The following is a 13,393-nucleotide window of genomic DNA, read 5'->3' on the forward strand; positions in this document are numbered from 1 at the left end:
AGGTTGCCCACGTGTTACTCACCCGTCCGCCGCTAACTTCTCAAAAGCAAGCTTTTAAGAAGTCCGCTCGACTTGCATGTATTAGGCACGCCGCCAGCGTTCGTCCTGAGCCAGGATCAAACTCTCCAAAAAGTGTTTGACTTGCTCATAAATTTACGTTGCTTAAAAGCAACTAGAATTAACGTTGACGTATTGTTTTGTTTAGTTTTCAAAGTGCAATTTCTAGTATCTGTCGCTCAGAGGCGACTTTCTCAATATATCACCGATGTCCTAAAGAGTCAATAACTTTTTTAAAATAATTTTTTAAGTGTTTATCACTCTTATCTATTCATCATCAGCGACGAAAGATAATATATCATGAATAATTTTCATTATCAAGAGGTTTTTATAAAAAAATTATGTGCAGCAAAAAATATTTCCACTTAAATAAATAGTCTTAATTAACATCTATGTAGCACAAACTGATCAAAATAGGAATTCGTTTTAAAAGGCTGCTCAAAAGTTTTACTTTTTCAACATCCTTATTAACTAAAAATACTCATTTAATTCCCATGATTCAACTGTTAGATATGCGGTTTGAGGATCAAATCCTTAAAGCAAATAATGCATGTATTACTAGTGATTACATAAAATAATCAAAAAATTCGGTAGGTGTTTTCATGAAGAGAGTATTGTTTATGCCTTTCTTACAAATATCCTCTGGTCACCATCATGTTGCTGATGGATTAATAGATGAACTACTAGAAATAGATCATACTTTAAGCTGTGAAAAAATTGATATATTATCCTTTGGCTTTGGAAAAATAGAAGGGATTGTATCAGCAATTTACCTGCGATGGATTCATCTTTTCCCAAGCTTGTATAGTTGGATTTATCATAAATCTGTTTTTGATTACAATAAACAACATAAACAGTTTCATTTGTATGAACGATTATTTTCCTATTGGATGACAAAGTTAATCGAGTTAAAAAAACCAGATTTAATTATTTGTACACATGCACTTCCTTCTTGTGTATTAAATCAGTTAAAAGGCAGAAAAAAGCAAAGTATTCCAGTTATTAATGTCTATACAGATTACTTTATTAATCAAATATGGGGGATCGAATCCATTGATTATCATTTTGTACCGAGTCAAGAATTAAAAGAGTTTTTAATTAGCCGGGGAGTTGAATCGGATCGAATACTTGTAACAGGCATTCCCATTCATCCACAGTTAAAAAAGGAAGCAAGTAAACCGAAAAAGGAAAATACATATTCATTATTAATTTCTGGGGGAAATCAAGGAGCTGGATTAATTAAATCATTTATTAAAAAACTAAAACCAGGGGGCAACATTCACTACACGGTTTTATGCGGGAAAAATAAAAAGCTATACCGTTTTATCAATGAGATGAAAAATCCAATGATTAAACCAATGCCGTATATTTCGTCAAGAGAAGAAATGAATCAGATATATCATAATGTTGATGCAATTATAACAAAGCCCGGCGGAGTAACCATAAGTGAATGTCTAACCAAAAGAATTCCAATTTTTGTCTATCATGCATTACCTGGTCAAGAGGAAATCAATTTACGATATTTAAAAAATAGTGGTCTTGTATTTCATTTGAATCATTGGAATACAATGACGCATATTGAAGATTCAATCCTTACCATTTTAGATTCTGAACAACATCAAAGCCTTTATAAAGAGAAGTTAAACACCTATCATCAACAGTTATCAAAGCAAGAAGGATCTAATTTAATACTAGATATTTTAGCTAATCACAGAACAAATCAATTTGTTCAAGTTTCTAATTAAAAATAAGACCACTCCAATAAGGTTTTTCACCTAATGGAGTGGTCTTATTTCAATAAAAATCTATTTTTTTTTGCAGGTTCATTATACAACCGTTTGATATTTTTTAATTAAATGCTCTTTAGACATCATTAAGTATACTGGGTTATGTTTTTTAAAATTCTGCACATTCATTGTAGAAGTTGAAAGAAAAAATGTTGGCAGCTGTGAAACTTTTTTCAACCACAGATAAAAAATGTTTTCAGGAAAAAAGCATTCAAACCCTAAATGTCGTACTCCTTTATTAATCATTGTTATCCCAATTATCCCTTTTATTTTTTGCTCTTCTGGATGATTTTTAATATAATCCGCCAGGACTGGCATTGAATATAATACCATTTTGTAAATACATCTTCCCTTGTTCAGCTCATGCTTTACATTAAGAATTTCGCTCAGCAATCGAACGTTATGTAAATGGATTTTTAATAAGACATCATTTTTACGAATCCTCGTCCCATCTGAAAGGATCACTTCTTTTCCTTTGTATTTTGTTAAACGTACTCTAAATACGGTTTTTTTATTACCAGCAGGTTCAATGTATTGCAACCGTGTAAAAGAGTAGTAAATAGGATCCCAGATTTTCCATATCCACAAAATGTACAGGCGTAAATCCATGTGGATTCTTCTCCTTCCATTTTCTATTAGTCATAGGATGTTTAATCTAATCTAAAATTAGAAATGGAATTTGAAGGTAATTTCAAAAGAGGAAAAGAGAGTGAATGGATTGGTTTAGAGATGATTTCATCATTCATTTAATAAAAAAAGGAACAGGCTCACAACATACAGTTTGCCTGCTCCCCTATTACATACTCGTTTTTTCTTGAACTACCTCTGCTTTCATCTTAATCTTTCTTTCATCCGCTAAGAACAAGCTTATTCCTAGAATGACAATAACGCCTCCAACAATTTGAGTCCAAATCACATTCTCTGATAATAAATAATACGCTAGAATGGTCGCTCCAACTGGCTCAAAAAGAATAGCCATAGATATTGTCGTAGTGCTTAGCCATTTTAAAGACCAATTAAAAAGCGTATGTCCCATCAAAGTCGGAAATACCGCAAGTAATATAAAATAAACCCAGTCTTCTAACGGATATGGTACTAACGGTTCGTTAGCGATCAGTACATAAAAGAACAAAGTAATGGCACTTATACTATATACAATGAATGTATAGGTCACTAAAGAAAGTCTTTTTCTTACATTTTGACCGAATAATAGGTAAGCTGTGACCAATGCGCAGGCGAGTAATGCAAGAATATCTCCCCATAAAGCCATACCACTAATTCTGAAATCTCCCCAACTGATGATGATGCTTCCAGTTATGGCAAGTATTCCACAAAAGATCGCCTTTCCGGTAAACCTTTCTTTAAAAAATACATACGCTCCGATAAAAGCGAAGAGAGGCTGTATAGTTACAAGAACTGTCGAACTAGCAACGGAAGTGTAATTTAAAGACTCAAACCATAAAATAAAATGAAAAGCTAAAAATACACCCGATACAAATGAAAGTAACCAATCGCGTTTCTTTACGAGTTTTATTTCGTGTTTATACTTGATTAAAAATAATGGAAGCATAAGCAATACAGAAAATAATATTCTATAGAAAGCGATTATACCGGATGGTGCGCTTGAAACCTTTACTAATATAGCAGAAGTTGAAACGGATATGACTCCTATAGCAAGTGCTATGTAAGGATTGACTTTTGGTTCCTGCATCTTTTTATCCCCTAACTTTCCCTGTGTTTGTATACATTTTACAAGCATTTGTCTGGAGTGGCTACATTAATTTTCAGAGAATTTATTTGAAATAAAGCTCCATATAAATATACAATATTTTTACGCAGTGAAGTTTCAGTATAGACACATACTTTAAAATCGATAACAGCATTAGATGGGGATGGTGAGCAGGATGGAATGGATGATTGATTTTCATATAGAAATGCATATTCTAATAAAACTTGGGATCTCAGCTGTACTTGGCCTAATAATAGGACTTGAGAGAGAAATAAAAAGAAAACCCGTTGGATTAAAGACAAGCTTGGTTATTTCTATCGTCAGCTGCTTATTGACAATTGTATCAATAGAATCAGCTTATATTTTCCCTGGAAGTGATGATGTCAATATTACGATGGACCCTCTTCGTTTGGCTGCACAAATTGTTTCTGGTATTGGTTTTTTGGGGGCAGGAGTCATTTTACGCAGAGAAAACGACAGCATCTCAGGACTGACGACCGCTGCGATGATTTGGGGAGCAGCCGGTATTGGTATTGCTGTTGGAGCCGGCTTCTACCTAGAAGCCTTCGCAGGAGTTGTGTTACTAATTATTTCTGTTGAGTTAGTTCCAATGATTATGGGACTTATTGGTCCAAAGCAATTAAGAGAAAAGGTTATTTTACTTCAGCTCATGATTTCAGAGAAGGAAAATATCGCAGAAGTCATTTCAAAAATAGCTAACGAAAACATTTCTATCAAGAACGTTCGAATTAAAGATCTGGAGCATTCTCATTTTGTTCAGCTGAAAATTACCGTTGACCAGCACAGGAAGACGACGGATGTCTATTATTCCATCTCTCGAATAGAAGGGATTGAATCAGTGGAGATTGAAAATTTATAAAGGGCATTGACAAGATCGAATTTTTAGATAAAATTTATGTTGTGACATAAAGACGGGGCATTAGCTCAGCTGGGAGAGCGCTACGCTGGCAGCGTAGAGGTCAGGGGTTCGAGCCCCCTATGCTCCATATCGGAAACCCTTGATATACAAGGGTTTTTTCTTGTATTATAACCTCGTTATTTCTTTATAAAAGTGAAAGGGTGTACAGACTTAATTTATTAGGTTAGGATTAATTAGATTAATCTAGATTTCTTACCCCTGCTTAAGCCCTGATACTTTAGACTTTATTAAATTTGTTTAATCTTAATTAACACAGTTTATTAACTAGAATCCCTCTACCAACTAAGTGGTCAGTAACTGACGAAGGACATCGCCACTGTCACTGTTACTGTCACCACCTATACTAACACCACTTTTTTTAAACGATAAAACCCTTAGCTCAAATATGCTAAGGGTTAATCATTTTTATAAATTTAGTTTTGGGATTTCCGGTATCCTTCAGCTTGTGCCTCATCTTCGGTACAGAACCACACAACATTATGATCTGCTACTTCATCATAATGTGCACCACTTGGTATATGGTAAATTTTCGAATTTTTATTTCCCTTAATCTTACCAACACAACTTTTATTTTGTGTTCCTTCATCATTTTGTTCTTTATTCGTTATATTAGATTGCTTTTGTTGAGTATTGGAGTTAAAGCCTTTTTCCTGCACATAGTTCTCGATGCTCCAAATACCAACACCTTTCTTTTGCGCTTGGTGCTGCTTTTCTCTAAAACGATCGACATATTTTACATTAGGTTGGAAAATAGCGACACGTGCTAATCCCTTTTCAATTAGTACTTCGTTATGCATCTTGTCATCTAACCAAACGTAAGCCAATAAACGGCCATAACGATCGCGTTCAGATACATCTAGTTCTAATCCTACCTGCTTCCCTAATAACGTTCGTTTTGTGTATTCAGAGGCTTCAGGTCCAAATGGTTGCACAGGTTTAGAAGGGTGTTTCGTTTCTGGCGTATCTATAAGTAATAGACGAACCCTTTCTTCTTTATTATTTATTTCAACGTCAATGGTATCACCATCTACCACATTTGTCACAGTAGCAGGAATAAGTTTAATTCCAACTGGATTTGTTTCTACTTTATTACTAGCCGCTGAATTTGTCTCCTGATCATTGTTAGCATCACTTGATCCACATGCTGCTACTCCTAACGAAAGTAGCCCCGCAATAACAAGTAAACAGAGTGCTTTATAGAATGCTTTCATTTTAAACCTCCTCATAAATATGTATAAGTTCAATCAAATGAGCCGGAGCTTCACCTACTGCAATAGCTAATTTATTTGCTCTCCAAGCTTTCAATCTGCTTACAACAGTATTTGTAAAAATTCTTTGAGCTTCTTCTTTTCCCTTTATTATAATGAAAGATTATGCAACAACGCATCCCCCTTTAGCAACACCTATTGCTACGTTCAATTCTGAGCCAGCTAAATAAACCCCAATTTCTACCAAGCTTCATTGAACCAAATAAATAAGCAGACCGTTACATAACAAAGGTCTGCTTTCATATATTATTCACCAAGATCTACATTGTGGTATACTTGGCGAACATCGTCTAGATCTTCTAATGCATCAATCAATTTTTCGAATTGTGCTTGTGCGTCTTCTGGAAGTGTGATTTCATTTTGCGGAAGCATGGTTAGTTCTGCAACTGTAAATTCTGTTATTCCAACATTTTTGAATGCTTCTTGCACTGCATGGAACTGGTCAGGCTCGGCATAAACGATCACAGCTTCATCTTCTTCTAAAACGTCACGCACATCTACATCTGCTTCCATTAATATTTCCAGTACTTCATCTGCTGTTTTACCTTCTATACCAAAGACAGCCGTAGCATCAAACATATAGGATACAGATCCACTTACTCCCATATTACCACCGTTTTTACCAAATGCAGCACGCACATCTGATGCAGTACGGTTCACGTTATTTGTCAATGCATCTACAATGATCATTGAACCATTTGGTCCGAAGCCTTCATAACGAAGTTCATCGTAGCTTTCATCTGAACCGCCTTTTGCTTTTTCAATGGCTCGTTCAATAATTGTTTTCGGTACATTGTACGTTTTTGCACGCTCAAGTACGACTCTTAAGGCCTGATTTATTTCTGGATCTGGTTCACCTTGCTTTGCTGCTACATAAATTTCGCGTCCAAACTTTGCATATATACGACTCGTATTTGCATCTTTTGACGCTTTTTTTTCTTTAATATTGTTCCATTTACGGCCCATAATATTCCACTCTCTTTCAAACTTTGAATCTATACAAAATGATGAATATGAAAAAATTTTTCTACAACACTTTTTTAAAATAACTTTTAGTGTTTGCTACGCGTTCATATTGCTGATTAACAATACGAATGGAAGATGCTGCACTTATTCACTACAATTTATTATACCTCAATTGAATAATTTTTCACGAGGTTAATAATGAAAAAAAGGTGAAAATGACTGATTTAACAAATATCTGATTAAGAAACTTGTGTTTAGCCCAGAATTTCTTTACTATGAAGCTTATGTAAATGGTAGAGAAAGAGGTAGTAAAATTGAAAGCATTAGTCTTTGATACGTTTGGTGGACCTGAAGTCCTGCATTATAAAGAAATGGCTGATCCTTCTATAAATGATGATGAAATATTGGTGAGAATGAATGCCATTGGACTGAATTTCGCTGATGTATATAGAAGGAAAGGGAATTATCATCTCGCTGGGAAACCGCCTTACATATTGGGCTATGAAGGTGCTGGAATTGTAGAACAAGTAGGTGCAAATGTTACGAACATAAAAGTGGGAGACCGCATTGCGTTTGCGGATGTTCCGTTTGCCAATGCGGAGCTGGTTGCTGTTCCTATGGAAAAAGCCATTCCATTACCAGATGAAATTTCCTTTGAAACAGCCTCTTCTGTTTTACTTCAAGGCTTAACAGCACATTATTTAACGAAGGACAGCTATGAAATAAAACCTGGTGATTCTGTTCTAATTCATGCAGCAGCTGGAGGGGTTGGTCAAATCCTTGTTCAGATTGTAAAACTACTTGGTGGGCAAGTCATTGGTCTCACCTCCTCCAAAGAAAAAGCGCAAGCAGCATATTCAGTTGGAGCTGACTATGTTTTCTTATATGAAGAACCGTGGTGTGAAAAAGTAAAAGACGTGACAAACGGTCGAGGTGTGGACGTTGTTTATGAGTCAGTCGGTTCGACTTTAGCAGAAAGTTTTAAAGCTACAAGAGTCGGGGGTACAGTAGTGTTTTATGGAATGGCAGGTGGAGACCCTGATCCAGTAGATCCTCGAATGCTTATGGATACTTCTAAAACACTAACTGGAGGAGATCTTTGGAATGTCCTGACCTCCCGTGAGGAAAGAATCTCACATTCCAAACAATTGTTTGACTGGATTATAGATGAAAAAATCAAAATGGCAGATCCAATCACTTTTCCTTTAAAGGATGTGCTGAAGCACATAGATTGCTGGAAAGTCGAAAAAGTATCGGAAAAATTTTATTGATCCCATAAAAATGAAAAATATTTTACAGAGCGATTCTTCAACTAGGAAGGTCGCGCTTTGTTTACAATCTCAAAATGATACAGTCCTCTGATTAATTGACTGAAGAGAAAATGAAACTAAAGGATTGTACTGTTTCTAACTTAATAGTATTTCTTATCCAATAATAAAAGAGACTAACTCAAAAGGACGTTGACTAACGACACTTTTGAGTTAGTCTCTCTCTTTTTTATAGATGTTTATCTCTGTTCTTCTTAGAAAGATGATTTTTCTTGAATATTTTTATCACTGCATTGTACAGCTTCATTTACTACATATGATGGATCAGAGCTAAAATATTAAGAATATTAACACCAAGTATGGGAAATTCTATATTGAAAAGTCTTCCGGCACAAAAACTTTTAGCTGTTTTGGTTTCACAAACACTTGTTCACCTGTTTTCAACTGCAGGTTTCGATACAACTCTTTTGTTAGCTCAGCTTCAAGAAATTCTGATGTATCATTTATTTGTAATTCAAGGTGAACAATAGGACCTACCACATGTATATGCTTGATTATTGCTGAGACTGCATCACTACTATTTTCTTTTCTCTCTACACTAATTTCATGAGGACGAACATACCCAACGGCTGTTGTGTTTTCTGCCTCAATATATTCCGGAACATCGATTTGAAAATTCCCTTGATGCAGCTTTCCTTTATGAAGGCGACCTCGAAATAAATTCACATTTCCTAAAAAGCCATAAACAAAAGGACTGTTTGGATGATCATATACCTCTTCAGGGCTTCCAACTTGCTCAATCCTTCCTTCATTCATTACTACTACTCGATCTGCGACATCTAATGCTTCTTCTTGGTCGTGAGTGACAAATATGCTTGTTATATGAAAATCATCATGTAACCTTCTTAGCCAACGTCTAAGATCTTTTCTTACCTTAGCATCTAAAGCACCAAATGGTTCATCTAGTAATAATACTTTTGGTTCAACTGCTAATGCTCTAGCTAATGCGACACGCTGTCTTTGACCTCCAGAGAGTTGTGAGGGATAACGATCTGAAAATGCTTCTAACTTTACTAACTGAAGTAATTTGTAAACTTTTTTTTCAATTTCCTTTTTTGAAGGTCGTAACTTTTTAGGACGAACCTTTAGGCCGTAAGCCACATTCTCAAAAACATTCATGTGGCGAAATAAAGCATAATGCTGAAAAACAAATCCCACTTTTCTCTCTTTTGTATGAATATGAGTGATATCTTCATTATCAAAAAGAATAGTTCCTTGATCTGGAGCTTCTAATCCAGCAATGATACGAAGCAATGATGTTTTCCCAGATCCTGATGGTCCTAGAAGAGCGACTAATTCACCTGTTTGAATATCCATATTAATATGATCAAGTGCTTTAAATGAGCCGAACGATTTTGAAATATTTTTTATTATTATACTCACTATACAAAACTCCTTTTAAGAGTGATTTTGCATCTTTAAATACTTCTTGTTTTCCATTCAATAAAATTTTTTACAATTAGAGTAATGATTGCGAGGATTGACATTAATGAGGCAACCGCAAAAGCTGCTGAAAACTGATACTCATTGTATAAAATTTCAATATGCAAAGGCATTGTATTAGTTAATCCCCGAATATGCCCAGAAACTACAGATACAGCTCCAAATTCTCCAATCGCACGAGCGTTACACAGGATTATTCCATATAATAAACCCCACTTAATATTCGGGAGTGTAACAAGAATAAATGTTTTCCAGCCGCTCGCACCTAAAGTTAATGACGCTTCCTCCTCTGCAGATCCTTGTGCTTGCATTAATGGAATTAGTTCACGTGCAACAAATGGTAATGTTACAAATATCGTTGCGAGGACAATTCCTGGTACAGCAAAAATGATTTTCATATCATTTTCAAAAAACCATGGGCCAAATAATCCATGAGAACCAAATAACAGAACAAACACTAATCCAGCAATTACTGGAGAAACAGCAAAAGGAAGATCAATAATGGTGATTAATACGTTTTTCCCTTTAAAATCAAACTTTGTCATTGCCCATGCTGCAGCTACACCAAAAATTGCATTCAGTGGAACAGTCATAAGAACTACTAATAAAGTTAATTTAATAGCTGCCAGTGCGTCTGGATGGCTAATGGAAGCTAAATAAACATTCACTCCTTTGTCAAAAGCCTTGACAAAAATGGCAATAAGGGGCAAAACAAGAAATAAACTCAAAAATCCCAGTACAATGAAAATAAGTAACCAGCGAACAACCCGTGGTTCAGTTGTGTTTCTAGATGCTTGAACAAGTATACCCGGTTGTTGCATCGGAATTTGTCCAGCCATGAATATCCTCCTTAATTGTGTACAAATTTTTTATTTGTCCACCACTGTAATAAGTTAATAACAAATAAAAGAATAAAAGAGAAAATTAACATAACCGTAGCGATGGCTGTAGCCCCTGCATAATCATATTGTTCCAGTTCTGTCATAATTAATAGTGGTGTAATCTCTGTGCGCATCGGCATATTTCCTGCAATAAAGACTACTGAGCCATATTCTCCTAAAGCTCTTGAAAATGCTAAAGCAAAACCCGTAAGAATAGCTGGAAGTAACTCTGGAAAAATAACTTTTATAAACGTATGAAGGCGACTTGCCCCTAGACTAGCCGATGCCTCTTCCATTTCCTGATCTATATTTTGTAAGACAGGTTGAACCATACGAACAACAAATGGTAATCCAATGAAAGTTAAAGCAATGATAATTCCTATAGGAGTAAACGCTACCTTGAAACCTAAAAATTGCCCAATCCATCCATTAGGTGTATACAAAGATGTTAAAGCAATCCCAGCTACAGCAGTTGGTAATGCAAAAGGCAGGTCAACTAATCCGTCTACAATACGCTTACCTGGAAAATGATAACGTACTAATACCCAAGCTATTAACACGCCAAATATTACGTTAATAAAAGCTGCAGCAAAGGATGCTCCAAAACTCAATTTATAAGAAGCTATGACTCTAGGTTCCGATATTGTGTCCCAAAAATCCTTCCATCCCATACTAACTGTATGAAAAAAAACCATTGATAAAGGTAGTATGACAAGAAAACTAATGTATAACATCGTAAACCCAAGTGATAATCCAAATCCAGGTAGTATACTTTGGTTTTTAATTTTTGATATGGATAAGTTGATCATGAACACACCTCTACACATGATTGCTTAGTAAATTAGAAAAAAGGTGAAGATACATAGACTTTCCTATGTACCTTTCACTATAACCTTCTATTAAGGCTGATAAATTTGATCAAATGTTCCACCATCATTAAAGTGGGTTTCCTGAGCTTTGTTCCATCCACCAAATCTTTCATCTATTGTTACTAGATCAATTTCCGGGAATGTATCTTTATACTTTTTTTGTATTTCTTCATTTCGTGGACGGTAATAATGTTTAGCAGCAATTTCTTGACCTCTATCTGTATACAAATATTTAAGGTAGGCTTCAGCTACTTCCCTTGTACCTTTTTTCTCTACAACTTTATCAACAACAGCAACAGGTGGTTCAGCAAGTATACTTATTGAAGGAACGACAATTTCAAATTCATCTTTTCCTAATTCGTTCAACGTAAGGAATGCCTCGTTCTCCCATGCAATTAACACATCCCCAATCCCTCTTTCAACAAAAGTGGTAGTAGAGCCTCGAGCTCCAGAATCTAACACTTCAACATTTTTATATAATTGACTTACAAATTCTTTTATTTTCTTTTCGTCGCTATTATATTTTTTATCTGCATAAGTCCAAGCTGCTAAGTAGTTCCACCTTGCACCTCCAGATGTTTTTGGGTTAGGAGTAATAACCGAGACACCTTTTTTGATTAAGTCGTCCCAATCATTAATTCCTTTAGGATTTCCTTTTCTAACAAGAAACACAATGGTTGAAGTGTAAGGAGTAGAGTTATGATTCAATCGTGTTTGCCAATCTTTTTCAAGTAAATCGCCGTCTTTAGCAATCATATCAATATCATAGGCTAAAGCTAATGTAACTACATCAGCTTCAAGACCATCAATAACCGCACGTCCTTGCTTCCCTGATCCTCCATGGGATTGTTGAATGGTGACAGTCTGACCTGTTTTCTCTTTCCAATATTTATTGAACTCTTTATTAAAATCTTGATATAACTCGCGAGTTGGATCATAAGAAACATTTAGTAATTCAACTGAATCTTTGTTAGACGCTGCTTCATTATTTTTTTCTTCATTTCCACTATTCGTTTGATTACTGCTGCATCCAGCTAGCACAACTGTTAACAGCATTAAAGTAAGAAAAAATGTAAAAATTGTACGTTTGGTATTCAACATTATCCATCTCCTCTTTTCATTAATGATTTAAATAAAAAAAGGCTGCCATCATTTAATAAAAGATAAGCAGCCTTCAGTTTTTCTGATCAGCATAAATATTGTTCCTAATAAAGTTATTACTTACTCAATCAATATCTGACTAAACCAGAGACACTCAAAACATGAATAACAACAGTTAGATACGTTTATCATTTCCCACCTTTCTTTATATTGTATATAAAAAAAGGCTCATACTCGCAGGAGAGTATGAGCCTTCAGTTTATCCGATCAGCTTAGTACTAAGGTAACTAAAAATGAAAATTATTTTTTTATTAATGTTATCCCAACAATCCCTATGTGTCAAGTAGGGATTAATATTAAAATTTATTAAAGATTGACATATTGTAAACGCTTTTTCTCAGAAAACTTTTCTTTTTATTTTTTAAATCTTGGATTCGCAGGGTGAAGGTAATCCCCCTAAAAGTTAGGGCTTGAATTAATAAGTAGAAAGGGGATGTCCGAAAAGGGCAACTTCATTAATAATTGAAAATTTTCAGCCTCAGGATCCTAAACTCAAAAATTGAATAGCTTGCTGAACATACTCATTGATTTTTACTTGGTCTTCTTTATTTGGATTTAAATGAATTCTTAATGGTTCAGTAGTCATAATTCCACCTTGTTTTATCAGAAGTTTTTGGAGGTGATCAAGAGCTCCGCAAAATTCAGGATAGGATGTATCGCCTGAACCAAATAATGCAAATGGGAACTGGTTTAATTCTAATTCCTCTAATTCTTCTATTATATCTAAACACTCATCAGGATAATCTCCGTCTCCCCATGTATACATACCGATAAACGCCATATTATAGTCAAGGATCTCAGATGCGGATTTTAAACTTAGCATGTCGATTAAATCAACTTCAAAGTTATTTTCTATCAGCTCATTTGTTATGAACTCAGCAATGGCTTCTGTATTGCCTGACATACTTGCATATACAACTGCAATTTTCATGAAGACCACTCCTTTTTTAATGTAAATAGACGG

11 protein-coding genes, 1 tRNA gene, 1 rRNA gene and 1 pseudogene are annotated in these 13,393 nt (G+C 35.0%); 4 read left to right on the forward strand and 10 right to left on the reverse strand.

The features are described 5' to 3' along the window. Positions 1-132 (reverse strand): 16S ribosomal RNA (locus tag GD441_RS11205); the annotation flags it as partial. A gap of 527 nt (positions 133-659) precedes the next feature. Between GD441_RS11205 and GD441_RS11210 the strand changes: the two genes are divergently transcribed. Beyond that, on the forward strand, positions 660-1,802 hold the full coding sequence (locus GD441_RS11210; protein WP_153126529.1) for an MGDG synthase family glycosyltransferase: 1,143 nt from the start codon (positions 660-662) through the stop codon (positions 1,800-1,802). An 81-nt stretch (positions 1,803-1,883) separates the two neighbouring features. Here GD441_RS11210 and GD441_RS11215 read toward each other — a convergent pair whose 3' ends face one another. Continuing rightward, entirely contained in the window at positions 1,884-2,453 is a 570-nt protein-coding gene (locus GD441_RS11215) for a YkoP family protein (protein WP_153126530.1), read from the reverse strand. Positions 2,454-2,640: 187 nt separating this feature from the next. Then, positions 2,641-3,555, reverse strand: a complete 915-nt coding sequence (locus tag GD441_RS11220) for a DMT family transporter (RefSeq protein WP_153126531.1) — start codon at positions 3,553-3,555, stop codon at positions 2,641-2,643. A gap of 193 nt (positions 3,556-3,748) precedes the next feature. Here GD441_RS11220 and GD441_RS11225 point away from each other — a divergent pair, with 193 nt between their 5' ends. After that, on the forward strand, positions 3,749-4,453 hold the full coding sequence (locus GD441_RS11225) for an MgtC/SapB family protein (RefSeq protein ID WP_153126532.1): 705 nt from the start codon (positions 3,749-3,751) through the stop codon (positions 4,451-4,453). 54 nt (positions 4,454-4,507) lie between these two features. Next, positions 4,508-4,580: transfer RNA gene (locus tag GD441_RS11230), tRNA-Ala, on the forward strand. Positions 4,581-4,926: 346 nt separating this feature from the next. On the opposite strand, the gene GD441_RS11235 is transcribed toward GD441_RS11230, so the two are convergent. Further along, positions 4,927-5,724, reverse strand: a complete 798-nt coding sequence (locus GD441_RS11235) for a thermonuclease family protein (protein WP_225434208.1) — start codon at positions 5,722-5,724, stop codon at positions 4,927-4,929. 303 nt (positions 5,725-6,027) lie between these two features. Further along, complete coding sequence (locus GD441_RS11240) at positions 6,028-6,747, reverse strand: YebC/PmpR family DNA-binding transcriptional regulator (protein ID WP_153126533.1); 720 nt, start codon at positions 6,745-6,747, stop codon at positions 6,028-6,030. Between the two features lie 314 nt (positions 6,748-7,061). Between GD441_RS11240 and GD441_RS11245 the strand changes: the two are divergent. Beyond that, positions 7,062-8,026, forward strand: a pseudogene (locus GD441_RS11245) (quinone oxidoreductase family protein). 358 nt (positions 8,027-8,384) lie between these two features. Here GD441_RS11245 and GD441_RS11250 read toward each other — a convergent pair. The 5 genes from GD441_RS11250 to GD441_RS11270 all read right to left on the reverse strand — a co-directional run bounded on the left by GD441_RS11250 (position 8,385) and on the right by GD441_RS11270 (position 13,360). Next, a complete protein-coding gene (locus GD441_RS11250; protein WP_153126534.1) occupies positions 8,385-9,458 on the reverse strand; it encodes a sulfate/molybdate ABC transporter ATP-binding protein in 1,074 nt (357 codons plus the stop codon). Positions 9,459-9,493: 35 nt separating this feature from the next. Then, a complete protein-coding gene (gene cysW / locus GD441_RS11255; protein ID WP_153126535.1) occupies positions 9,494-10,357 on the reverse strand; it encodes a sulfate ABC transporter permease subunit CysW in 864 nt (287 codons plus the stop codon). Positions 10,358-10,368: 11 nt separating this feature from the next. Further along, a complete protein-coding gene (cysT, locus tag GD441_RS11260) occupies positions 10,369-11,208 on the reverse strand; it encodes a sulfate ABC transporter permease subunit CysT (RefSeq protein WP_153126536.1) in 840 nt (279 codons plus the stop codon). Between the two features lie 90 nt (positions 11,209-11,298). Then, complete coding sequence (locus tag GD441_RS11265; protein ID WP_153126537.1) at positions 11,299-12,369, reverse strand: sulfate ABC transporter substrate-binding protein; 1,071 nt, start codon at positions 12,367-12,369, stop codon at positions 11,299-11,301. Positions 12,370-12,907: 538 nt separating this feature from the next. Continuing rightward, a complete protein-coding gene (locus GD441_RS11270; RefSeq protein ID WP_153126538.1) occupies positions 12,908-13,360 on the reverse strand; it encodes a flavodoxin domain-containing protein in 453 nt (150 codons plus the stop codon). Positions 13,361-13,393 lie beyond the last annotated feature (33 nt).

Source organism: Peribacillus tepidiphilus, assembly GCF_009466385.1.
Classification (GTDB): domain Bacteria; phylum Bacillota; class Bacilli; order Bacillales; family DSM-1321; genus Bacillus_BN; species Bacillus_BN tepidiphilus.